The following is a 23,160-nucleotide window of genomic DNA, read 5'->3' on the forward strand; positions in this document are numbered from 1 at the left end:
GGCTAGAGGGCGCCCTTCGTGGAGGGCAGGATGCCGGCCGCGCGCGGGTCGAACTCGGCGGCGTAGCGCAGGGCCCGGGCGAGGGCCTTGAACTGGCACTCCACGATGTGGTGGGCGTTGCGCCCGTACGGGACGTGGACGTGCAGGGCGATCTGGGCCTGTGCGACGAAGGATTCCAGGATGTGCCGGGTCATCGTGGTGTCGTACTCGCCGATCATCGGCGCCATCTTCTCGGGCTCGGTGTGCACGAGGTAGGGCCGGCCGGACAGGTCGACGGTCACCTGGGCGAGGGACTCGTCGAGCGGCACGGTGCAGTTGCCGAAGCGGTAGATGCCGACCTTGTCGCCGAGGGCCTGCTTGAAGGCGGCGCCGAGCGCGAGGGCGGTGTCCTCGATGGTGTGGTGGCTGTCGATGTGCAGGTCGCCGTCGGTCTTGACCGTGAGGTCGAAGAGGCCGTGGCGGCCGAGCTGGTCGAGCATGTGGTCGTAGAAGCCCACGCCGGTCGAGACGTCGACCTTGCCGGTGCCGTCGAGGTTTATCTCGACGAGGACCGAGGTCTCCTTGGTGGTCCGTTCGACCCGTCCGATGCGGCTCATGCGTGCTGCTCCTTCTTCAGTGCGCGAACCGCTTCCAGGAACGCGTCGTTCTCTGCCGGGGTGCCGGCGGTGACGCGCAGCCACCCCGGTACTCCGTTGTCACGGACCAGGACACCCTGGTCGAGGATCTTCTGCCATGCGGTGTGGGAGTCGTCGAACTTCCCGAACTGGATGAAGTTCGCGTCGGAGTCGGTGACCTCGTAACCGAGGGCCCGCAGTTCGACGACGAGCCGGTCCCGTTCGGCCTTGAGCTGCTCGACGTAACCCAGCAGGGTGTCGGTGTGCTCCAGGGCGGCCAGCGCGGTGGCCTGGGTGACGGCCGACAGGTGGTACGGCAGGCGCACCAGCTGGACGGCGTCGACGACGGCGGGGTGCGCGGCCAGGTAGCCCAGGCGCAGGCCGGCGGCGCCGAAGGCCTTGGACATGGTCCGGGAGACCACCATGTTCGGGCGGCCCTCGATGAGGGGCAGCAGCGAGTCGCGGTGGCTGAACTCGACGTACGCCTCGTCGACGATGACGAGGGAGGGCTTGGCGGCCTGGGCGGCCTCGTAGAGGGCCAGGACGGTCTCCGCTTCGACGGCGGTACCCGTGGGGTTGTTCGGCGAGGTGATGAAGACGACGTCGGGGGCGTGCTCGGCGATCGCGCGCTCCGCCGCCGCCACGTCGATGGTGAAGTCGTCCCGGCGCGGGCCGGAGATCCAGCCGGTGCCGGTGCCGCGGGAGATCAGCGCGTGCATCGAGTACGAGGGCTCGAAGCCGAGGGCGGTACGGCCGGGGCCGCCGAAGGTCTGGAGCAGCTGCTGGATGACCTCGTTGGAGCCGTTGGCGGCCCACACGTTCTCCCGCGCGACGGGGTGCCGGGCCGTACGGGTGAGGTAGGCGGCCAGCTGGGTGCGCAGCTCGACCGCGTCCCGGTCGGGGTAGCGGTTGAGGGTGCGGGCGGCTTCGGCCACCCGCTCGGCGATCCGCGCGACGAGCTCGGCGGGGAGCTCGTACGGGTTCTCGTTGGTGTTCAGCTGGACGGGCACGTCCAGCTGGGGGGCGCCGTACGGGGTCTTGCCGCGCAGCTCGTCCCGGATGGGGAGGTCGTCGATGCCGGTCACGCCTGGGGAACCTTCCATCCGAAGCGCGCCTTGAGGGCCGCGCCGTGCGCCGGCAGGTCCTCGGCCTCGGCGAGGGTCACCACGTGGTGGGTGACCTCGGCGAGGGCGTCGCGCGTGTAGTCGACGATGTGGATGCCGCGCAGGAAGGACTGCACGGACAGGCCGGAGGAGTGGCAGGCGCAGCCGCCGGTGGGCAGCACGTGGTTCGACCCGGCGCAGTAGTCGCCGAGCGAGACCGGGGCCCACGGGCCGACGAAGATCGCGCCGGCGTTGCGGACGCGGGCGGCCCACGCGGCGGCGTCGGCGGTCTGGATCTCCAGGTGCTCGGCGCCGTACGCGTCGACGACCTTGAGGCCGTCCTCCAGGCTGTCGACCAGCACGATCGCGGACTGCTTGCCGGCGAGCGCGGGCTTGATCCGGTCCTCGACGTGCTTGGTCGCGGCGACCTGCGGCTCCAGCTCCTTCTCGACGGCGTCCGCGAGTTCGGCGGAGTCGGTGACGAGGACGGCTGCGGCCAGCGGGTCGTGCTCGGCCTGGCTGATCAGGTCGGCGGCGACGTGCACCGGGTCGGCCGTGGAGTCCGCGAGGACCGCGATCTCGGTCGGGCCGGCCTCGGTGTCGATGCCGATCTTGCCGGTGAAGTAGCGCTTGGCGGCGGCGACCCAGATGTTGCCGGGGCCGGTCACCATGTTGACGGGGAGGCAGTCCTCGGTGCCGTACGCGAACATCGCGACGGCGACCGCGCCGCCGGCCGCGTACACCTCGTCGACGCCCAGCAGCGCGCACGCGGCGAGGATCGTCGGGTGCGGCAGGCCGCCGAACTCCTTCTGCGGCGGGGACGCGAGCGCGATCGACTCGACGCCCGCCTCCTGGGCGGGTACGACGTTCATGACGACGGAGGAGGGGTACACCGAGCGGCCGCCGGGGGCGTACAGGCCCACGCGCTCCACCGGAACCCACTTCTCGGTCACCGTTCCGCCCGGGACCACCTGGGTGGTGTGCTCGGTGCGGCGCTGGTTGCGGTGCACGATCCGGGCGCGCCGGATCGACTCCTCCAGGGCGGCGCGGACGGCCGGGTCCAGCTGCTCCAGGGCGGCCTTGAGGGCCTCCGCGGGTACCCGGACCTGGGAGAGCTCGACCCCGTCGAACTTCTGCGCGTACTCGATCAGCGCCGCCGTGCCACGATGATGGACGTCCTCGCAGATGGGCCGCACCTTCTCCAGGGCGGCTTCCACGTCGAACTCGGCACGGGGCAGCAGATCGCGCAGGGCGCCACCCTCGGGGAGGGCGTCACCGCGCAGGTCGATACGAGAGATCACCTCCCAATTCTCTCAGACCGCCTGCTGCCACCGTTCGCCCGTATCACTGGCTGATACACGCCCCGGTTGTCACAGCCGCCCGATAACTTTGATCTACACGTACATGTCAGCGGAGGGGGGCCGCCATGACCGAGGCGCGCGCGGGCGGGGCACCGGCGGACCTCACCGCTTCGGAGCTCCGCATGTGGGAGGCGTTCCGCACCGGCAGCGTCTGCGACCTCAGCGCCCGAGCCGCCGAGGAGGACGATCCGCACGCCGACCGCGTCTGGGGTCCGGGGCGCAGCGTCCGCGCCCAGGTGGTGGCGCTGCTGCTGCTCCACGGCCCGCCGCCGGTGCCGGGCCGGGTGGCCTCCCTCAAGCTGCGGGGCGCGCGGATCGCGGGGCGGCTGGATCTGTCCGGTGGCACGGTGGCCCCGTACGTGGAGCTCCAGTCCTGCCGCTTCGACAGCGAGATCCAGGTGTCCGAGGCCCGCTTCGGCACGCTGCGCCTGATCAACTGCGCGATCCCGCGGCTGGAGGCGGCGCGTCTGCACACCGAGGGGGACCTGCACATGCCGCGCTGCCGGGTGGCGCGCGGGATCCGGCTGACCGACGCCCAGATCGGCACCGACCTGCTGGTCAGCCAGGCCGTGGTGCAGCGGGACACCAAGGGCCGGGCGATCGCCGCCGACGGGATGTCGGTCGCGCAGGACTTCCAGGGCGAGCTGCTGGAGACGTACGGGGAGGTGAGCCTGCGCGGCGCCAAGGTCGGCGTGTCGATGAACCTGCGCGGGGCCCGCCTGCGCAACCCGTCCGGGCGGTACGCGCTGAACGCCCCGCAGCTGACCGTCGAGCGGACGCTGTACCTGACCTCGATCGCGCTGGGCTACCTGCAGGGCGGCGACGGCTCCTCCACTCCCCCGTACGGGCTGGGGCCGACCCCGACGCGCGGGCAGCGGGCGCGGCCCTTCGAGTGCCGGGGCGGGCTGCGGCTGGACGACGGCCGGTTCGGGGACGCCATCGACTTCTACGGCGCGCGGTTCGGGCTCACGGACGAGCAGGAGATATCCCTGCGCCGGATCCAGACCCCCGAGTTCCGTTTCGTCGGGGAGCGGCCGGAGCGCGGGCGGGTCGTGGTGTCCGGGGCCAAAGTGGTGAAGCTCGTCGACACCTCCACGAGCTGGCCGGGCCCGGGCGGGGTGTCCATGGAGGGCTTCGTCTACGAGGACCTCGCGCCCCGCGGCCACTTCCCGCTCGCCCGGCGCCTCGCCTGGGTGGCGGCGGCCACCCCCGAGTACTCCCCGGATCCGTACGAACGGCTGGCCGCCGTGCTGCGCGCCAGCGGCGAGGACGCGGACGCCCGGGAGGTGCTGCTGGCCAAGCAGCGGCGGCGCCGGGCCACGCTGCCGCCGGGGCGGAAGGCGTGGGGGTACCTCCAGGACTGGACGGTCGTCTACGGGTACCGCCCGGGCCGGGCGGCGCTGTGGATGGCGGTGCTGTGGGCTGCGGGCGCGCTGCTGTTCTCCCAGCACGAACCGCCGGCCCTCAAGGAGGACGAGCATCCGCAGTGGAGCGCATCCCTGTACGCGCTGGATCTGCTGCTGCCGGTGATCGACCTCGGCCAGCAGGGCCAGTGGAAGCTGGAGGGCGGCTGGCAGTGGGGGGCGGCGAGCCTCGTCATCATGGGCTGGATCCTGGCCACGACGGTGGCCGCGGGAGCGTCGCGGCTGCTGAGGCGGGGGTGACGAGGTCTGTGCCCGGGCCATTACCCTGTGCCTCGTGACCACCGTTCGCCTGCCCCTCTTCCCGCTGAACTCGGTGCTGTTCCCGGGACTCGTCCTCCCGCTGAACATCTTCGAGGAGCGTTATCGCGCCATGATGCGCGAGCTGCTGAAGACCGGCGAGGAGGAACCGCGCCGGTTCGCGGTCGTCGCGATCCGCGACGGCCGTGAGGTCGCACCGACCGCGCCCGGCCTGCCGGACCAGACGGCGCTGCCCGAGCGCGGCCCCGCGGCGGGCTTCGGCTCCGACCCGATCCAGGCCTTCCACCGGGTGGGCTGCATCGCGGACGCGGCGACGATCCGGGAGCGGGAGGACGGCAGCTTCGAGGTCCTGGCGACCGGCACGACGCGGGTGCGCCTGCTCTCGGTCGACGCGTCCGGCCCCTTCCTGACGGCTGAGCTGGAAGAGCTCCCGGAGGATTCGGGCGACGGCGCGGGGGCGCTGGCCGAGGGGGTGCTGCGGGCGTTCCGCAGCTACCAGAAGCGGCTGGCCGGGGCCCGGGAGCGGTCCCTGACGGGCGCGGAACTCCCCGACGAGCCGTCCGTGGTCTCGTACCTGGTGGCAGCGGCGGCGGTGCTGGACATCCCCGCGAAGCAGCGGCTGCTGCAGGCCCCGGACACGGCGACGCGGCTGGCCGAGGAACTGAAACTGCTGCGTGCGGAGACGGCGGTGATCCGCCACCTCCCGTCCCTGCCGGCGGTGGACCTGACCCGTGCCCCGACCAGCCCGAACTGACGGATCACCGATGGCGAAGAAGACGAAGCAGGCGGCCGGCACCCCGGCGGTCGTCGCCCTCACGGCGGCGGGCGTGCCGTTCACCACGCACGCGTACGAGCACGACCCGGCGCACCCCTCGTACGGCGAGGAGGCGGCGGAGGCGCTCGGCGTGTCGCCCGCGCAGGTGTTCAAGACCCTCGTCGCCGACGTGGACGGGGTCCTGACGGTGGCGGTGGTCCCGGTCTCGGGTTCCCTGGACCTGAAGGCGCTGGCGACGGCGGTCGGCGGGAAGCGGGCGGCGATGGCCGATCCCGTGCTGGCGGAGCGCACCACGGGGTACGTGCGCGGCGGCATCTCGCCGCTGGGGCAGCGCAAGCGGCTGCCCACGGTGCTCGACGCGTCGGCTTCGGGGCACGCCACGATCTGCGTCTCGGCCGGCCGCCGGGGCCTGGAGGTCGAGCTCGCCCCGGCGGACCTGGCGGCCCTCACCTCGGCGGTCCTGGCCCCGATCGCCCGTTCCTGACGCTCTAGGGGCGTTCGAAGGCCTGGAGCACCCCGCCGACGGAGAAGCACAGGGCTCCGGTCAGCGTCCCCCAGTTGGCGATGCCGGCGTTGACCAGGCCTCCGGTGGCGGGCCGGGTGAAGGCGGCCAGGGCCGAGATCATGAACAGCACCGACCCGAGCTGGTTCACCGCGACGATCCACCAGCCGAGGCTGCGCGCGCGCAGGCACGGCCAGGGCCGGTGGCAGATCTCGGCGAACGCCAGGTGTCCCGAGATCAGGAACAGCACGCAGCCGATCACATCGGGCGTCCAGATCAGCCGGTCGATCTGCTGGACGCTGAGCCCCCGCAGGAACGAGTCCAGCAGGTTGACGCCGAACACGAGCGTCCCGACGAACAGCACGAACGTGCTCAGCCAGTCCAGACGCGTCGGCTCGTACCCCCACCACCTCCAGTCGGCCGTGACCAGTCGGCCGCCGCCCGGGGAGTGCCGGGGCGCGTTCAGCACCTGAAGGAGCGAGGTGTAGCCCCCGGTGTTGAAGAAGAGGCCCCCCGCGAAGTAGATCGCGGCGCTTTCGAGCGCGTCACCCGAGCCGAACTGGGAGAGCGCGGCGCCGAGCGCGAAGAGGGCTCCCCCGATGACGAACGCCCCCGAGGCGAGGGCGTTGAGCCGGCGCAGCCGGCGGAGCGCCTCCGCGTCGGCGGTGGTCGTCCGCTCGACGCTCTCCCCGGGACCGCGGACGGAGAGCACCCCGCGCCTGCGCGCGACCCGCGACTCCCACACCACCGTGTCCCCTTCGGGCCGGTACCAGGTGCGCCGGGTGGTGAACGGTCCTGCGCCTTCGGCGTGCTGCTCGGGCTGTCCCACGGCCCGAGGGTAGCTCCGCGTACGTCGCCAGCCCCCCAGCCCCGCCGACACGCGGAACGCGGGGCTCCGGTCCGTCAGCCGCGCGGGGGCTCGGCGCCCGCCTGCGGGGACCTGTAGTAGCCGGACCATCCGTAGGCGGCGCCGGGCTCCGGTTCGCGGGGGGTCCACAGGGCCGTGAGACCCAGGTGGAGCAGGACCGCGGCCATCGGCCACGCCAGCAGCGCCCCGTACGCCAGCAACTCCAGCGGCGCGTCGAACGGCACCCCCTGCCCCGCCTTGGCGGCGGCGGCCGGCAGGTCCGAGGTCGACCCCAGCCACAGCCCGAACCGCCACCCCACCAGCGCGGCGAAGCAGGAGCCGACGGCGAGCCCGATCACCAGCGGCACGCCACCGGCCCGGCGCCACAGGAACACGGCGACGGCGCTCAGCACGCCCAGCCCCACCGACAGCAGGACGAAGGTGCCGTCGGAGGCGATCCGCGCCTCGCTCTCGCTGTTGCGCAGGAAGACGGACTGCCCGTTGGCGAAGTACTGCACGCGCGGCGCCAGCCACACCCACAATGCGCCGAGGAGCAGGCCGGCCACGCCGATGGCGAGGGCGACGACGGCCGAGTCCCGGAGGTCCTCCGGGGTGACGGCCCGGGCGGTCCCGCCCGGCTTCTCGGGCGGGAGCGACGGCGGGTCGAGAGGGGACGGCGGGGTCACGGCTTCGGTCACCCCCACATCGTGCCAGGTGCGCCCGGTGGCGGCGTCGCCGGACCGGCTCAGCGGACCGCGGCCCGCCGGTACGCCCAGGTGGCGACGGCCAGGGAGAGGACTCCGACGGCCCCGCACACGCCGAGGTCGAAGGCGACGGCGGCCCAGTCGGGTTCGGGTGCGAAGGTCCGCGCGAACGCCTCCACTCCGTACGTCGACGGCAGCAGGTCCCGCGCCCACACGATCACGTCCGGCATCCGCTCGGGCGGCAGCACCCCCAGCAGCAGCGCCGCCGACATCCCGAGCTGCCCGGCGAGCGTGGCCAGCTCCTGCCGCGGCGCCAGCAGTCCGAGCGCCGCGCCGAGCCCGGCCAGCGCGGCCCCGGCCAGCGGCACCACGGCGGCCAGGATCCACAGGCCGCTCATCGGCAGGCCGAAGAGCACGCACCCGAAGACGGCGGTGACGAGCGTCCCGGGCAGGGTGAAGGAGGCGTACGCGGCGGCGGCGCCGAGCACCACCGACGCGGGCGGCACGGGCAGGGTGGCGTAGTGGTCGAGGCCGCCGCTCGCCCGCAGCTGCCCGAAGTACTGCGCGAGCAGGTTCAGCGCGACGAAGGCGACGACCAGCACGGACGAACCCGCGACGACGGCCCGGGCCTCCGAGCCCCCGTCCACCACGCCCCGCATCAGGATCATGATCCCGACGGACTGGAAGGTCGCCACGAACAGCAGCGGGATCCGCGCCACCCGGGCCCGCGACAGCTGGGCGCGGTACACGGCGGCCAGCGCGGGCAGGAACCGCGCCCGCGGGGCCAGCGGCGCGGCGGCGCACTCCTTGACGGGGGTCGGCAGGACAGCGCCCGCCGTACGGTCGCTCACGACTTCACCAGGCCTTTCGTCTTCCCGCCGAGTGCGAGGTACACGTCCTCCAGGCTCGGCGTGGCCAGCGTGAAGTCGTCGAGGGCGGCGAAGGCCGGCCCGCCGGTCACCGAGGCGACGGCCGCCCGGGCCTCCTCCGGCCCGAGCCGCAGGACCCAGCGCCGGCCGGATTCGGCGGCGTCCGCGCGCAGCGCCGCGACCTCGGGGACGTCCAGCGGAGCGCTCTCCCGCCACACGAGCTCCAGCCGGACCTCGCCCGAGACTTCGGCCTTCAGCCCGGCGGGGGTGTCGCAGGCGATGACCCGGCCCTGGTCGAGGACGGCGACCCGGTCGAGGACGGTCTCGGCCTCGATGACGTTGTGGGTGACGAGCAGGACCGTGGCGCCGTGCTGGGCGCGCCGCCGGTCCACGGCGGACCAGACCGCCCGCCGGGCCACCGGGTCCATGCCGGTGGTGGGCTCGTCGAGGACCAGTACGGGCCGCTCACCGACGAGTGCGGCGGCGAAGCAGGCGAGGCGGCGTTGTCCGCCGGAGAGTTTCTTCAGGGGCCGTCCGGCGATCCCGGTCAGCCCGAGCTCCTCCAGTACGGCGTCGCGCGCGGCCCGCGCCGCGCGTGCGCCGAGCCCGCGCAGCCGCCCGGTGGTCTCGGCGGCGAGCGCCACCGTGAGCTCGTCCAGGGCGGTGGACTCCTGCCCCAGGTAGGCGAGCAGGCGCGAGGCCCGCTCGGGGTGGCGTACGAGGTCGTGGCCGAGCAGGGTGACGGTGCCCGCGTCGGGCCGCATCAGGCCGGTGAGCTGGCGGACCAGGGTGGACTTGCCGGCGCCGTTGGGGCCGAGCAGGCCGAAGATCTCGCCGCGCCGCACGTCCAGGCAGACGCCGTCGTTGGCGCGGGTCTCGGGCAGTGCGGGAGCCCCGCGCCGGCCGCGGACGGCGGGATACGTCTTGACCAGGTCACGCACCGCGCAGATCACGTCCGATGCCGCTCCCGCGGCCGCCGCCGTGCTGTTTTCCGCTTGTGCTGTGCCCGTACTCACGAGGGAGCAGCCTACGGGGTTCCCGCCCCTACTCGGCCGCCGGGGTCAGCGGGGCGCCGAGGTCCCCGGTGCCGGTTCCGGGCGCGGCGGCCGGTACGGCGGCCACGTGCTCGGCGGCCGCGCGGACGTCGATCTCGCGCCAGAACCCGGCGCGGATGGCGTAGCGGTCGTGCTCGTCGATCTGGTCGTCCTTGTGCGCGAGCAGCCCGAACCGGGCGGCGTAGCGCAGCAGCTCGCCGTCGATGCGGTGCGGGATGCGCGGGTACATGGTGGCCAGCTTCTGCAGGTGCACGGTCTCGGGGAGCCGTTCCATCCAGCGTCGGGCGAACACCTGTCCCACCTCGAAGGGGTCCCCGCCGACGGTGGTGATGTCCTCCTCGCGGTCCGCCCAGCGCTGCTCGGCGCTGGTGAGCTGGGCGAGGGTGGGCAGCGAGGCGGTCTCGGCGGGCTCGCCGAGCGGTCCGGCGCGGTCGATCCAGCCCTTGTCGGAGGACCAGCGCAGGGCGCTGGCCGGGGTGGGTCCGCCGGCCGTCCCGGGCTGCGGGCCGGGGGCGCGCAGGGCTCCGGCGAGGTCCTTGGGCGTGGGCACGGCCTTGCCGCCGGGGGCGGCCGGCGCCGGTACGGGCGCCCCCTCCCGGTCGTCGTCGTCGCCGGTGGCGGCGGCGGCGCCGTTGCGGGCGGCCTCGGCGAGCGCCGCCTCGGGCAGCGGGGCCGAGAGGATGGCGGCGATGTCGGGGCGCGGCGCCGGCGGCGGTGAGCACAGGCCGGTGAGGTCCTTGGCGCGGACGGCCCGGGTGATCCAGGCCCGGTCCAGGACGCGGCGTTCGTCGGCCTCGGCGACGAGGTCCTCGGACTGGTTGTAGTCGCCGTCGGCGGCCTGGACGGCCCACAGGTGGACGGCGACCCCGTGTTCCTTGGCGGACATCAGGCCGGGCAGCAGGTCTCCGTCGCCGGTGACCAGGACCACGTCGGAGCAGGCGCGGTTGCGGGCGAGCTCGGTGAGCTCGGCGTGCATGGCGGCGTCGACGCCCTTCTGGGCCCAGCGGCCGTCGCTGCGGGTCAGGGCGCCGAGGCGGACGGTGACGCGGGGCATGACGCGCAGCCGCCGGTGTTCGGGCTGGGGCACGCGGTCGGGTGCGCCGTCGAACCAGTAGATGCGCAGCAGGGGCTGCTCGGTGTCGGCCTCGGCCCGCTCGCGCAGGCCCTGGATGAGGGCGGCATGGTCCACGGTGATCCGGGAGCGGGAGGGCTCCCCGGCGAGAAGGCTGGCGGCGGCGCCCAACAGGTAGCCGGCGTCCACCAGGACGACGCAGCGGTCCACGCGTTCCACCCTCTTCCCTGGGGGTCCTCTGTGTTTCGGCGGGTGCCCCGAGTCTGCCCGACCTCAAGGGTGTTGAAGGCCGGAACTCGATCATCGGCGTGGCGGATCTCACGGAGGGGCCGGGAACCACACCCGGCTACGCGCAGTAATGATCCAAAATGCGCGGTTTCGGGCGCTGTGTGAGTGTGAAGGCGGTCCTGGCCCCTAGACCCTCACGGAGGTTCCACCATGGCCAAGAACAAGAACCAGAAGCAGCCGTCGAAGCAGGCCCGCTCTTCGCAGGACCCGTCGAAGGGCTCGATGGACAGCCCGAGCGAATCGGTGAACCCGTCGCCGAGTCCGATGGACATGGCGCACAAGAGCAAGCAGAAGAAGTTCGGCCACAACTGACGCCGCGCGACGTGATGTGACGGAAGGGCCCTCCCGGCGGTGCCGGGCGGGCCCTTCCGTACGTGCGGCGCCGGTGGGCGGGTGGCGCTATCCGGCCAGGCAGGACGGCCCGAGCAGCACCTTGAGGTCGCCGAAGAGGGCCGGGTCGGGCTGCACGCGGTGCCGGTCGAGGCGGAGCACGGTGGTGGTCCGCGGCCCCTGGAGCTTGATCCGCACCTCGGTGTTGCCCTTGTGGTGGCGCAGGATCTCGCCCAGACGGGTCACCATCGGCGGGGTGACCTTGACGGTGGGGATGGTGAGGACCACCGGGGCGTTGGTGCCGGCCGAGGAGAGGTCGGGGACCATCATCTCCATGGCGACCAGGCGGGGAACGTCCTCACGCTTGTCGAGGCGGCCCTTGACGAAGACGACGGTGTCCTCGACCAGCTGGGTGGAGACGAGCTGGTAGGTCGCGGGGAAGAACATGCATTCGATGGAGCCGGCCAGGTCCTCGACGGTGGCGATGGCCCAGGCGTTGCCCTGCTTGGTCATCTTGCGCTGGAGGCCCGAGATGATGCCGCCGATGGTGACGACCGCGCCGTCGGAGTGCTCGCCGCCGGTCAGCTGGGAGATTCCGGCGTCCGTCTTGTCGGAGAGCACGTGCTCCAGGCCGAAGAGCGGGTGGTCGGAGACGTAGAGGCCGAGCATCTCGCGCTCCTGCGCGAGCAGGTAGGACTTCTCCCACTCGACGTCGGAGAACTCCACGTCGAGGCCGAAGCCGGGCTCGTCGCTCGCGCCCTCGTCACCCATTGCGCCGAAGAGGTCGAACTGCCCCTCGGCCTCCTTGCGCTTGACCGCGACCACGTTGTCGATCATCGGCTCGTGGTGGGCGACCAGGCCCTTGCGGGTGTGGCCCATCTCGTCGAAGGCGCCGGCCTTGATCAGCGACTCGACGGTGCGCTTGTTGCAGACGACGGCGTCGACCTTGTCCAGGAAGTCGGGGAAGCTGGAGAACTTCCCCTTGGCCTTCCTGGTCTTGATGATCGACTCGACGACGTTCTGGCCGACGTTGCGCACCGCGGTGAGCCCGAAGAGGATCACGTCGTCGCCCTGGGCCGCGAAGTTCGGCTCGGACTCGTTGACGTTCGGCGGGAGCACCTTGATGCCCATGCGCCGGCACTCGTTCAGGTAGATCGCGGACTTGTCCTTGTCGTCCTTGACCGAGGTGAGCAGGCCCGCCATGTACTCGGCCGGGAAGTTCGCCTTGAGGTAGGCGGTCCAGTACGAGACCAGGCCGTACGCGGCCGAGTGGGCCTTGTTGAAGGCGTAGCCGGCGAAGGGGACCAGGACGTCCCACAGGGCCTTGATCGCCGCGTCGCTGAAGCCCTTCTTGCGCGCACCCTCCTCGAAGATGACGAAGTTCTTCGCCAGCTCCTCGGGCTTCTTCTTGCCCATGACGCGGCGCAGGATGTCGGCCTCGCCGAGCGAGTACCCGGCGATGATCTGGGCGGCCTTCTGCACCTGCTCCTGGTAGACGATCAGGCCGTAGGTGACCGCGAGCACCTCTTCGAGGGGCTCCTCCAGCTCCGGGTGGATCGGGGTGATCTCCTGCTGCTTGTTCTTGCGCAGGGCGTAGTTCGTGTGCGAGTTCATGCCCATCGGGCCCGGCCGGTACAGGGCCGAGACGGCGGAGATGTCCTCGAAGTTGTCGGGCTTCATCAGGCGCAGCAGGGAGCGCATGGGCCCGCCGTCGAACTGGAAGACGCCGAGGGTGTCACCGCGGCCGAGCAGTTCGAAGGTCTTGGGGTCGTCGAGCGGCAGGGCCAGGAGATCGATGTCGATCCCCTTGTTGGCCTTCACCATCTTGACGGCGTCGTCCATGATCGTGAGGTTGCGCAGGCCGAGGAAGTCCATCTTCAGCAGGCCGAGCGACTCGCAGCTCGGGTAGTCCCACTGGGTGATGGTGACGCCGTCGGTGTGCCGCACCCAGACCGGTACGTGGTCGGTGATCGTCTCGCTGGACATGATCACGCCGGCGGCGTGCACGCCCATCTGGCGGACCAGGCCCTCGACGCCGCGTGCGGTGTCGATGACCTTCTTCACGTCCGGCTCGTTCTCGTACATCCCGCGGATCTCGCCGGCCTCGCCGTAGCGCGGGTGCGAGGGGTCGAGGATGCCGGAGAGCGGGATGCCCTTGCCGAGGACATCGGCGGGCATGGCCTTGGTGAGCCGGTCGCCCATGGCGTACGGGTAGCCGAGGACGCGGGCGGAGTCCTTGATCGCGTTCTTGGCCTTGATGGTGCCGTAGGTGCCGATCATGGCGACCTTGTCGGCGCCGTACTTCTCGGTCACGTACCGGATCACCTCGACGCGCCGACGCTCGTCGAAGTCGATGTCGACATCGGGCATCGAGACGCGCTCGGGATTCAGGAAGCGCTCGAAGATCAGACCGTGGGTGAGCGGGTCGAGGTCGGTGATGCCCATGGCGTACGCGACGATCGAGCCGGCCGCGGAGCCTCGGCCCGGGCCCACCGCGATGCCCTGGTTCTTGGCCCACATGATGAAGTCGGCGACCACGAGGAAGTAGCCGGGGAAGCCCATCGAGATGATCGTGTCCATCTCGTACTCGGCCTGCTTCATCCGGTCGTCCGGGATGCCTCCCGGGTAGCGGCGGTGCATGCCGCGCATGGTCTCCTCGCGGAACCAGCTGACCTCGGTGTGGCCTTCCGGGATGTCGAACTTCGGCATCAGGTTCCGGAACTTGAACATGCCCTCGGTGTCGATCTGGTCCGCGACCAGCTTCGTGTTGGCGCAGCCCTCCTGCCAGGCGTCCGAGGAGTCGATGGCGTACATCTCGTCCGTGGACTTCAGGTAGTAGCCGGTGCCGTCGAAGCGGAAGCGGTCCGGGTCCGAGAGGTTCTTGCCGGTCTGGATGCAGAGCAGGGCGTCGTGCGCGCCGGCCTCGCTGGCGTACGTGTAGTGCGAGTCGTTCGTCACGAGCGGCGGGATGCCGAGCTTCTTGCCGATCTCCAGCAGGCCGTCGCGGACCCGGCGCTCGATCTCGATGCCGTGGTCCATCAGCTCCAGGAAGTACCGGTCCTTGCCGAAGATGTCCTGGTACTCGGAGGCCGACTTCAGGGCCTCGTCGAACTGGCCGAGGCGAAGGCGCGTCTGGAGCTCGCCGGACGGGCAGCCGGTGGAGGCGATGAGCCCCTCCGACCACTTGGAGATGGTCTCCTTGTCCATGCGCGGCCACTTCGTGAGCCAGCCCTCGGCGTACGCGTCGGAGGACAGCCGGAAGAGGTTGTGCAGGCCGGTGGCGTTGGCCGCCCAGATGGTCTTGTGGGTGTAACCACCGGAACCGGAGACGTCGTCGCGCTTCTGGTGGGGCTGGCCCCACTGGATGCGGCGCTTGTTGCGCCGGGACTCGGGGGCGACGTACGCCTCGATGCCGATGATCGGCGTGATGCCGGCCTTCCGGGCCGTGTGGAAGAAGTCGTAGGCCCCGTGCAGGTTGCCGTGGTCGGACATGGCGATGTGCGTCATGCCCATCTCGTTGCACGCGTTGAACATGTCCTTCAGCCGCGCGGCACCGTCCAGCAGCGAGTACTGGGTGTGGACGTGCAGGTGCGTGAACGGCGGCTTGGTCACGGTGGGGGTCCTCCGGAGGGCAGAGAGGGGGCAGCTCTGAATCCTACGTCGACCGGGTGACAATCCACGGGCACCGACGGGTACGGTCATGCGTTGCAGAACCAAGGACACCTGTCCGGAACGCGATCGACACCGATCCACCCCGCACCACCAGGAGGCATCCGCCATGGCGGTTCCCGAGACGACAGACGAGCAGCGCGCCGAGCAGATCCTCGACGTGTTCGACACCGCTTTCGGTGAGCTGCTCGCCGCCGACCCCGCTGCCTTCCAGGTCAAGTTCCGGAAGATGGCCGCCTCCGCCTTCGCCTTCTACCGGGGCACGGCCTGCCTCTTCTACTCCGACCTGGAGCGGGACCGGCACGGCGGCCCGTACCTGGACGAGCGGACGGGCCGGGTGTGGATCCACGGTGATCTGCACGCCGAGAACTTCGGCACGTACATGGACGCCAACGGCCGGCTGGTCTTCAACGTCAACGACTTCGACGAGGCCTACGTCGGCCCCTTCACCTGGGACCTGAAGCGCTTCGCCGCCTCCGTCGCCCTGATCGGCTACACCAAGGCGCTCAGCGACGACCAGATAGGCGAGCTGGTGCGGATCTACGCGGGCGCCTACCGGGAGCGGATCCACCGGCTGGCGGCCGGCGCCAAGTACGAGGAGGTCCCCTCCTTCACCCTGGACACCGCCGAGGGCCCGCTGCTGGGCGCGCTGCGCTCGGCCCGCTCCCGCACCCGCTTCTCCCTGCTGGACTCGATGACGGAGATACGGGACTACGAGCGCCGCTTCGCCTCCGGCGGGGGCTCCGTCGAGCTGGACGCGGCGACCCGCTACAAGGTGCTGGCCGCCTTCGACGGGTACCTGGAGACGCTGCCCGACGAGTCGCTGGTGCGGCCCGACTCCTACCGGGTCAAGGACGTGGTGGGACGCCGGGGCGTCGGCATCGGCTCGGCGGGCCTGCCCTCCTACAACATCCTGCTGGAGGGGCACAGCGACGCCCTGGAGAACGACGTCGTGATCTACATCAAGCAGGCGCAGACCCCGGCCGTCTCCCGGCACATCACCGACCGCGCCGTCCGGGACTACTTCCGGCACGAGGGGCACCGCACGGTGATCTCCCAGCGCGCCCTCCAGGCCCACGCCGACCCGTGGCTGGGCTGGACCGAGCTGGACGGGTCCGGGCAGCTGGTGGCCGAGGTCTCCCCGTACGCGGTGGACCTGGACTGGTCGGACCTGGACGACCCGGAGGAGATCGCGGCCGTGGTCGCGGACCTGGGCCGGGCGACGGCGACCATGCACGCGGCGGCCGACGAGGCCGAGAGCGGGCACTCCCTGGTGCCGTTCTCCACCGAGCGGGCCATCGACGCGGCGATCGCGGCCGATGAGGAGGGCTTCGCGGAGCTGCTCGTGGACTTCGCCCACGCGTACGGCGCCCGGGCCCGCGCCGACCACCAGATCTTCGTCGACCTCTTCCGCAACGGCCGTCTGACCTCGTAGTGCGTGGCCGGGGCCGGGCCCGGGACGCGGCTTTCACAGGGACGCATGGCAGACTCGCGACGATGGACATCTCAGGAGTGGGGCTTCGAGGGCTGCGGGCCGCGCTGTTCAGCGCGCTCGTCGTGCTGCTCTCGGCCGGCTCGCACGTCCTCATGTCCCGCGTCCCGCTGCCGCCCGCGCTGGTGGGCGGGGCCTTCGCCGGCGTGTTCGTGATCGCCTACGCGCTCGCGGGCCGCGAACGGGGCTTCGGCCCCATCGCCGGGCTGCTCGTTCCGCTGGAACTGGCCGCCGACACCGTCTTCACCGCCGGACAGCACCTCTGCTACGGCCCGGCCGGTGGCCCCGTCTCGGGTCCGCTGCGCGCGATGGGCCTGGACGAGCTGTGCGGGGGCGCGCCCGTGGGCGGGCCGCTGACCGAGGTGGCCGGGCCCGTGACCGATCCGGCCGCGCTGCTGGCGGCGCCCGGGCCGTGGACGCCCTGGCTGCTCCTCGGCGCCCACGTCTCGGTCGGGCTGCTCGCCGCCGCGTGGCTGCGCCACGGCGAGCGGGCCCTGGGACAGCTGCTGCGCGCGGTGGCCGCCTTCGCGTTCAGGCCGCTGCTGCTGGCGGGGGCGTCGGTGGCGGTCGCCTCCCGTCCGGCGCGGCGGACGCCGCGGCCGGGCCGCGCGGGCTCCGGGGCCCGTACGCGATTCCCCGCTCACTCCGTGGGCCGGCGGGGACCTCCCGTGCTCGGCGCGCTCGCGCGCGCCTGACGCACGTACCGGCTGCGCCTCCCGGCGGTGGCCGGAGGACAGTCCCCTCGACACGTCACACCCCACGGAGATCACGATGAGTTCACGCAACAGCCACGCGAACAAGGCAGCGGCCCGCGAGCGGCTGCGCGCCGAGCGCGAGGCCCAGGCCAAGAAGGACAAGGTGCGCCGCCAGGTGATCGTGGCCGGCGCCGTCCTCGCCGGGCTCGGCCTGATCGGCGCCGTCAGCTACGCGGTCGTGCAGGCCAACCAGCCCGACCACTGGGAGAAGGCCGCCAAGGCCGAGCTGGTCAAGCCGAAGAACACCGAGGGCGAGGACGGCACCACGGTCGTCATCGGCAAGCCCGACGCCAAGAAGACGCTGGAGCTGTACGAGGACTCGCGCTGCCCGGCCTGCGCCGGCTTCGAGCAGGCGGCCGGCGAGCAGGTCAAGAAGGACGTGGAAGCGGGCAAGTACAAGCTCCGGTACTTCGGCGCCACCTTCATCGACAACGCCGTCAAGGGCGAGGGCTCGAAGAACGCGCTGAGCGCGCTGGGCGCGGCGCTGAACGTCAGCCCGCAGGCCTTCCTCGACTACAAGGCCGCCCTGTACTCCAAGGAGCTGCACCCCGAGGAGACCGTCGACAGCTTCGCCAAGGACGAGTACCTGCTGAAGGTCGCGGACACGGTCCCGGCGCTGAAGGGCAACGCCGAGTTCAAGAAGGCCGTCGAGGACGGCACCTACGACCGGTGGGCCATGGACATGTCGAAGGCCTTCAACAAGTCCGGCGTGACGGGGACCCCCACGCTGAAGATGGACGGCAAGAAGATCGACACCCCGCAGACGGCGGAGCTGTTCACGGCCGCGATCGACAAGGCCCTGCAGGGCTGATCCCCGGACATTCCGGGACACGCTTCCCGGCAGGGCCGCGCCAACGGGCGGGCGAACTCACAGAGTTCGCCCGCCCGTTGCATTCCGACATCTATTCCCCAAGGTGTACCCGTCGGTAATGTGACCCGTCGTGACCAGTCATCTCACTCCTTCTCAGACCGCGGCGACTCCCCGTCGCCGTACGGTCGTTCTCGCCGCCGCGGCCACGGCCGCGCTGGCCCCGCTGACCTCGCTCGGCGCCTCGGCGGCCCACGCGGCGACGCAGGCCGCGCCCGCCTTCCTGCACGGCGTCGCCTCGGGCGACCCGCTGCCCGACGGGGTCCTGCTGTGGACCCGCGTCACCCCGACGCCGGAGGCCGTGCCCGGCTCCGGCCTCGGCCCGGCCACCCAGGTCGGCTGGGAGGTGGCATCCGACCAGGCCTTCTCCCGCGTCGTCGGCTCCGGCACCGTCACGGCGAGCGCCGCCTCCGACCACACCGTCAAGGTGGACGTGCGCGGGCTCCAGCCGCAGACGCCCTACTGGTACCGGTTCACCGCCGGCGGCGCCGTCTCCCCCGTCGGCCGCACCCTGACCACCCCGGGCCACGACGTGACGACCTCCGGGGTCCGCTTCGGCGTGGTCTCCTGCTCCAACTGGGAGGCCGGCTACTTCTCCGCGTACCGCCACCTGGCCGCCCGCACCGATCTGCACGCGATCCTGCACCTGGGCGACTACATCTACGAGTACCAGACCGGCGGGTACCCGGAGGCGAAGTACGTCGTGCGCCAGCACGAGCCGAAGCACGAGATCGTCTCGCTGGCCGATTACCGCACGCGGCACGGCACGTACAAGACGGACGTCGACCTCCAGGCGCTGCACCACGCGCACCCGGTCATCGCGATCTGGGACGACCACGAGTTCGCCAACGACAGCTGGGCCGGCGGCGCCGAGAACCACACTCCGGGCGCGGAGGGCGAGTGGGCGGCCCGCGCGGCCGCCGCCAAGCAGGCGTACTTCGAGTGGATGCCCGTACGCGCCTCCATCGCGGGCACGGTCTACCGGCGGCTGCGCTTCGGCACCCTCGCCGATCTGCACCTGCTCGACCTGCGCTCCTTCCGTTCGCAGCAGGCCAAGGTGGGCAGCGGCGCGGTGGACGACCCGGAGCGCACCATCACCGGGCGCGCCCAGCTGGACTGGCTCAAGTCGGGCCTCACGGGCTCCAGCGCGACCTGGAAGCTGGTCGGCACGTCGGTGATGATCTCGCCGGTGGCCTTCGGCTCGCTGCCCGCGCACCTGCTGAAGCCGCTGGCGAAGCTGCTCGGCCTGCCCGAGGGCGGCATAGCGGTCAACGTGGACCAGTGGGACGGGTACACCGACGACCGCAAGGAGCTGCTGGGCCACCTCAAGGACCGCAACGTCAAGAACACCGTGTTCCTGACCGGCGACATCCACATGGCGTGGGCGAACGAGGTCCCGTTGAACATGGCCACGTACCCGGGTTCGGGGACCGCCGCGACCGAGTTCGTCGTCACCTCGGTGACCTCGGACAACATCGACGACATCCTGCACGTGCCCGCGGACACCGCCTCGCTGGTCGCCGAGACGGCCGTCAAGGCCGCCAACTGGCACGTGAAGTGGCTCGACATGGACGCGCACGGCTACGGCGTCCTCGACGTGACGGCGGAGCGCTCGCAGATGGACTACTACGTGGTGTCCGACAAGCGGCGGCAGGACGCCACGACCTCGTGGGCCCGCTCGTACCGGACCCTGAACGGGACGCAGAAGGTGGAGCGGGCGTACCAGCCCGTCCACTGATTCATCTGATTGTCCGTCAAATATCCCGTCACATGGGGCGTCTGGTTCATACCAGGCGCCCCATGTGCGTTTTCGGCAACAAATCTTTTACGCAAGACACTTGACCTGAATATGTCATGCACACATAAGCTTCGCGCCAGCTGAAGAAGATCCTTCAGGCCACCACCCCCCACCACCCCCCACCCGCGAGGAGCACACGTGCGCGCAATTGCCCGCATATCCCCCCTTCTTCGCCGCCGCCTGATGGGCACGGCGGTTCTGGCCGGAACCCTGGCCTTCACCCCGCTCGCGGCCCCCACCACGCTCGCGGCAGCCAAGGCCCCCGCCGAGCAGTGCGCCGAGCAGCCCGCCGCCGGCGCCGCCAACGCCCGCGTGAGCCGCGTGCACGACGAGCACGCGAACGAGCCCAACGCGATCACCGACGCGCAGGCCCAGGTCATGGACACCGACCTGAAGGCGAAGCTGGACAAGGCCCTCAAGAACCAGCCGCAGCGCAGCCTGCGCGCCGCCGAGGCCGCCACGACCATCCCGGTGTACTTCCACGTGATCCACTCCGGGACCACCGGAAAGCTGACGTCCACCCAGATCAACAACCAGCTGGCGGTCCTCAACGCGGCCTACGGCGGCCAGGGCACCGGCAACGTCAACACGAACTTCCAGTTCACCCTGGCCGGGACCGACTACACGGACAACGCCGGCTGGTACAACCTGGCCGACGGCTCCACGGCCGAGACGAACATGAAGAACACCCTGCGCAAGGGCGGCCCCGGCGCGCTGAACTTCTACACCGCCAACCTCTCCGGCGGGCTGCTCGGCTGGGCGACCTTCCCGACCTCCTACGCCTCCAGCCCCAAGATGGACGGCGTGGTCGTGCTCGACTCCTCGCTGCCGGGCGGTTCCTCCGCCAACTACAACGAGGGCGACACCGCGACCCACGAGGTCGGCCACTGGATGGGGCTCTACCACACCTTCCAGGGCGGCTGTAACGGCAACGGCGACTACGTCTCCGACACCCCGGCCGAGAAGTCCGCGGCCTTCGAGTGCCCGACCGGCCGCGACAGCTGCACCAGCAAGTCCGGCGTGGACCCGATCCACAACTTCATGGACTACACGTACGACTCCTGCATGTACCAGTTCACCGCCGGCCAGGTGGCCCGCATGAGCAGCAGCTGGACCGCGTACCGCGCAGGCTGACCCCCTGCCACGACGAAGGGCACGGCCCGGCATCCGCCGGACCGTGCCCTTTCCCGTACCGCCCGCCCGGCGGCCGTCCATCCGCCTACAGGCTGTCGAGGAAGCCGATCGCGACCTTCCACAGCTGCTCCGCGGCCTCCGCGTCGTAGTCGTCCAGCTCCGGGTCCGTGAACAGGTGCCCGGCGCCCGGGTAGCTGTGGACCTCCACGTCCGCCCCGGCCCGCTGCATCCGCAGGTACCAGGCCGTCAGCCAGTCGTGCGGCTCGAAGGGGTCCGGGTCCGCGATGTGCAGCTGCACCGGCAGCTCGTCCACCGAGGCGTCCTCCTCCAGGTCCGCCGTGCCGTGCAGGAGCAGCAGCCCGCGCGCCTTCTCGTCGGCCATCGCCAGGTGCTGGGCGACGGAGCCGCCGAAGGAGAAGCCCGCGTAGACCAGGCCCTGGTCGGAGTGGGGGGCGGCGGCCAGCACCGCGCGCTTCAACAGCTCGTCCCGGCCGATCTCGTCCCGGTGGGCCATGCCCTCCTCGACGGTCTCGAAGGTGCGTCCCTCGAAGAGATCCGGCACCTGGACCTGGTGCCCGGCCGCGCGCAGCCGGTCGGCCGCCGCGTGCACCGCGGGCCGCAGCCCGTACGTCGAGTGGAAAAGCATGATGTTCATGCCTCCATCGTGCCAGCCCCCGAACGGAAGGTGTCCGCGGACCGCTCCCGCTACGTTCCTCCCATGGAGATGGAGAACTTCCTTCGCCCCGCCCTCGTCATCGGCGGCGCGCTGGTCGCCACCCTGATCGCGGGCGGGCTGCTGGACCTGCTGCTGCGCCGGGCCGACGCCCGGCACACCGAGACCCCGCTGTGGGGCCTGCTGCGCCGCTGCCGGCCGCCCTTCCAGGTGGTGCTCTGCGCCTCGCTGCTCAGAGGCTCCTACCGGTGGGCGGGAGTCCTCCCCGACCATCCCCTCGGCGTCGGCCGCCTCCTCACGCTGGTGCTGATCGCCTCCGTGGCCTGGCTGGCGGTACGCATCGCGTCGGCCGCCGTCGACTCGACGTACGCGCGCTACGCGGCGGTGACCGAGGACGACGCCCGGGTCCGCCGGGTCCGCACCCAGGTCACGCTGATCCAGCGGGTGGTGACGGCGGTGGTGGTCGTGGTCGCCGCGGCGGCGATGCTGCTGACCTTCCCGCCGATGCGTACGTTCGGCGCCTCGATGCTGGCCTCCGCGGGCGTCCTCGGCATCGTGGCGGGCATCGCCGCGCAGGCCGCGCTCGGCAACCTCTTCGCCGGCCTGCAGATCGCCTTCGGCGACACCGTCCGCATCGGCGACACGGTGGTGGTCGACGAGGAGTGGGGCCGCGTCGAGGAGATCACCCTGACCTTCCTCACCGTCCGCACCTGGGACGAGCGCCGCATCACGATGCCGGTGTCGTACTTCACGAGCAAGCCCTACGAGAACTGGTCGCGCGGCGGAGCGCAGATGACCGGCACGGTCTTCTGGCACCTGGACCACAGCGCACCGCTCGACCTGATGCGGGAGCAGCTCCGGCAGATCCTGGAGGACCTCCCGGAGTGGGACGGCCGCGGCGGCGGCCTGGCCGTGACGGACACCACACCGCACACCGTCCAGGTCCGCGCGGTGGTCACGGCGAAGGACGCGGACGACCTGTGGACCCTGCGCTGCGCGGTCCGCGAACGCCTGATCAACTGGCTCGTCACCCACCACCCCCACGCCCTCCCCCGCATCACCACCACCGGGGCCACCCCGAGGCCGGACGCCTGACCCGCCGGCCGGACGCACGGCAGGCCTGCTCCGCGGCCTAGGTGTATTGACCCGGAGGGTTGTTGACGCGGGTGATGGGTGGGTGGCCGCCCAGTGCGGTGTGGCAGCGGTGGTGGTTGTAGGTGTGGAGGAAGTCTGCCAGGGCCCTGGTTCGCTCGTCGTTCGATTGGTAGGGCCGTTGGTAGGCCCATTCGTCCAGCAGGGTGCGGTTGAAGCGTTCGACTTTGCCGTTGGTCTGGGGCCGGTAGGGCCGGATCTTCTTGTGGGTGATGCCGGCCGAGGCCAGGGTCTGTGTGAACAGCTTGGACTTGTAGCAGGAGCCGTTGTCCGTCAGGACCCGCTCGACGGTGATGCCGTGGTTGGCGAAGAAGGTGTTGGCCCGCTGCCAGAAGCCGGCGGCGGTGTCCTGCCGCTCGTCGGCCAGGACCTCGCTGTAGGCGAGGCGGGAGTGGTCGTCGACGGCGGAATGGATGT

Annotated in this window: 21 protein-coding genes; 10 read left to right on the forward strand and 11 right to left on the reverse strand. The window is 71.5% G+C overall.

Annotation, left to right across the window (positions count from 1 at the left end; genetic code table 11):
- Positions 1-2 precede the first annotated feature (2 nt).
- Genes hisB through hisD form a run of 3 tightly spaced genes read right to left on the reverse strand, consistent with a single transcriptional unit; the run spans position 3 to position 3,018 of the window.
- The gene (gene hisB, locus ACFYP3_RS25855; protein WP_385130510.1) at positions 3-596 is read right to left on the reverse strand and encodes an imidazoleglycerol-phosphate dehydratase HisB; all 594 of its coding nucleotides are present in this window, start codon (positions 594-596) and stop codon (positions 3-5) included.
- Complete coding sequence (locus ACFYP3_RS25860; protein ID WP_388836937.1) at positions 593-1,699, reverse strand: histidinol-phosphate transaminase; 1,107 nt, start codon at positions 1,697-1,699, stop codon at positions 593-595. Before ACFYP3_RS25860 ends, hisB begins: the two co-directional genes overlap by 4 nt.
- On the reverse strand, positions 1,696-3,018 hold the full coding sequence (gene hisD / locus ACFYP3_RS25865; RefSeq protein ID WP_388836940.1) for a histidinol dehydrogenase: 1,323 nt from the start codon (positions 3,016-3,018) through the stop codon (positions 1,696-1,698). Before hisD ends, ACFYP3_RS25860 begins: the two co-directional genes overlap by 4 nt.
- Positions 3,019-3,143: 125 nt before the next feature.
- On the opposite strand from hisD, the gene ACFYP3_RS25870 reads away from it, so the two are divergent.
- Genes ACFYP3_RS25870 through ybaK form a run of 3 tightly spaced genes read left to right on the forward strand, consistent with a single transcriptional unit; the run spans position 3,144 to position 6,019 of the window.
- Positions 3,144-4,742, forward strand: a complete 1,599-nt coding sequence (locus tag ACFYP3_RS25870; protein WP_388836943.1) for an oxidoreductase — start codon at positions 3,144-3,146, stop codon at positions 4,740-4,742.
- A 34-nt stretch (positions 4,743-4,776) separates the two neighbouring features.
- A complete protein-coding gene (locus ACFYP3_RS25875) occupies positions 4,777-5,514 on the forward strand; it encodes an LON peptidase substrate-binding domain-containing protein (protein ID WP_388836946.1) in 738 nt (245 codons plus the stop codon).
- 10 nt (positions 5,515-5,524) lie between these two features.
- Positions 5,525-6,019: a Cys-tRNA(Pro) deacylase gene (ybaK, locus tag ACFYP3_RS25880; protein ID WP_388836950.1), complete on the forward strand. Its 495-nt coding sequence runs from the start codon at positions 5,525-5,527 to the stop codon at positions 6,017-6,019.
- A 4-nt stretch (positions 6,020-6,023) separates the two neighbouring features.
- On the opposite strand, the gene ACFYP3_RS25885 is transcribed toward ybaK, so the two are convergent.
- From ACFYP3_RS25885 to ACFYP3_RS25905, 5 genes are all read right to left on the reverse strand, one after another.
- The gene (locus ACFYP3_RS25885) at positions 6,024-6,866 is read right to left on the reverse strand and encodes a hypothetical protein (protein ID WP_388836953.1); all 843 of its coding nucleotides are present in this window, start codon (positions 6,864-6,866) and stop codon (positions 6,024-6,026) included.
- Between the two features lie 74 nt (positions 6,867-6,940).
- On the reverse strand, positions 6,941-7,582 hold the full coding sequence (locus ACFYP3_RS25890; RefSeq protein WP_388836956.1) for a hypothetical protein: 642 nt from the start codon (positions 7,580-7,582) through the stop codon (positions 6,941-6,943).
- A 47-nt stretch (positions 7,583-7,629) separates the two neighbouring features.
- A complete protein-coding gene (locus ACFYP3_RS25895) occupies positions 7,630-8,439 on the reverse strand; it encodes an ABC transporter permease (protein WP_388836959.1) in 810 nt (269 codons plus the stop codon).
- Positions 8,436-9,473 (reverse strand): ABC transporter ATP-binding protein, encoded by a 1,038-nt coding sequence (locus tag ACFYP3_RS25900; protein ID WP_388836962.1) that lies wholly within the window; start codon positions 9,471-9,473, stop codon positions 8,436-8,438. The genes ACFYP3_RS25895 and ACFYP3_RS25900 overlap by 4 nt, the downstream gene beginning before the upstream one ends.
- Positions 9,474-9,501: 28 nt before the next feature.
- The gene (locus tag ACFYP3_RS25905; RefSeq protein ID WP_388836965.1) at positions 9,502-10,803 is read right to left on the reverse strand and encodes an NYN domain-containing protein; all 1,302 of its coding nucleotides are present in this window, start codon (positions 10,801-10,803) and stop codon (positions 9,502-9,504) included.
- Between the two features lie 219 nt (positions 10,804-11,022).
- Between ACFYP3_RS25905 and ACFYP3_RS25910 the strand changes: the two genes are divergently transcribed.
- Positions 11,023-11,184 carry a hypothetical protein gene (locus ACFYP3_RS25910; RefSeq protein WP_388836968.1) on the forward strand — a complete coding sequence of 54 codons (162 nt, stop codon included), beginning with the start codon at positions 11,023-11,025 and terminating at the stop codon, positions 11,182-11,184.
- An 87-nt stretch (positions 11,185-11,271) separates the two neighbouring features.
- Here ACFYP3_RS25910 and dnaE read toward each other — a convergent pair whose 3' ends face one another.
- On the reverse strand, positions 11,272-14,814 hold the full coding sequence (dnaE, locus tag ACFYP3_RS25915; protein WP_388836971.1) for a DNA polymerase III subunit alpha: 3,543 nt from the start codon (positions 14,812-14,814) through the stop codon (positions 11,272-11,274).
- 166 nt (positions 14,815-14,980) lie between these two features.
- Here dnaE and ACFYP3_RS25920 point away from each other — a divergent pair, with 166 nt between their 5' ends.
- The 5 genes from ACFYP3_RS25920 to ACFYP3_RS25940 all read left to right on the forward strand — a co-directional run bounded on the left by ACFYP3_RS25920 (position 14,981) and on the right by ACFYP3_RS25940 (position 20,918).
- Positions 14,981-16,306 carry a DUF2252 domain-containing protein gene (locus ACFYP3_RS25920; RefSeq protein ID WP_388836974.1) on the forward strand — a complete coding sequence of 442 codons (1,326 nt, stop codon included), beginning with the start codon at positions 14,981-14,983 and terminating at the stop codon, positions 16,304-16,306.
- A gap of 62 nt (positions 16,307-16,368) precedes the next feature.
- Positions 16,369-17,058: a hypothetical protein gene (locus ACFYP3_RS25925; RefSeq protein ID WP_388836976.1), complete on the forward strand. Its 690-nt coding sequence runs from the start codon at positions 16,369-16,371 to the stop codon at positions 17,056-17,058.
- 76 nt (positions 17,059-17,134) lie between these two features.
- A complete protein-coding gene (locus tag ACFYP3_RS25930; protein WP_388836979.1) occupies positions 17,135-17,929 on the forward strand; it encodes a thioredoxin domain-containing protein in 795 nt (264 codons plus the stop codon).
- A 130-nt stretch (positions 17,930-18,059) separates the two neighbouring features.
- Positions 18,060-19,724, forward strand: a complete 1,665-nt coding sequence (locus tag ACFYP3_RS25935; protein WP_388836982.1) for an alkaline phosphatase D family protein — start codon at positions 18,060-18,062, stop codon at positions 19,722-19,724.
- A 243-nt stretch (positions 19,725-19,967) separates the two neighbouring features.
- Positions 19,968-20,918, forward strand: a complete 951-nt coding sequence (locus ACFYP3_RS25940; protein ID WP_388837006.1) for a zinc metalloprotease — start codon at positions 19,968-19,970, stop codon at positions 20,916-20,918.
- A gap of 85 nt (positions 20,919-21,003) precedes the next feature.
- Here the strand turns inward: ACFYP3_RS25940 and ACFYP3_RS25945 are convergent, their stop codons facing one another.
- On the reverse strand, positions 21,004-21,573 hold the full coding sequence (locus ACFYP3_RS25945) for a dienelactone hydrolase family protein (protein ID WP_388836985.1): 570 nt from the start codon (positions 21,571-21,573) through the stop codon (positions 21,004-21,006).
- Positions 21,574-21,642: 69 nt separating this feature from the next.
- On the opposite strand from ACFYP3_RS25945, the gene ACFYP3_RS25950 reads away from it, so the two are divergent.
- Positions 21,643-22,686: a mechanosensitive ion channel family protein gene (locus tag ACFYP3_RS25950; protein WP_388837009.1), complete on the forward strand. Its 1,044-nt coding sequence runs from the start codon at positions 21,643-21,645 to the stop codon at positions 22,684-22,686.
- A gap of 37 nt (positions 22,687-22,723) precedes the next feature.
- On the opposite strand, the gene ACFYP3_RS25955 is transcribed toward ACFYP3_RS25950, so the two are convergent.
- Positions 22,724-23,160: integrase core domain-containing protein (locus ACFYP3_RS25955; protein WP_388836988.1), on the reverse strand; the 437-nt coding region annotated here is incomplete at its 5' end.

The organism is Streptomyces sp. NPDC005533 (assembly GCF_042871845.1).
Classification (GTDB): Bacteria; Actinomycetota; Actinomycetes; order Streptomycetales; family Streptomycetaceae; genus Streptomyces.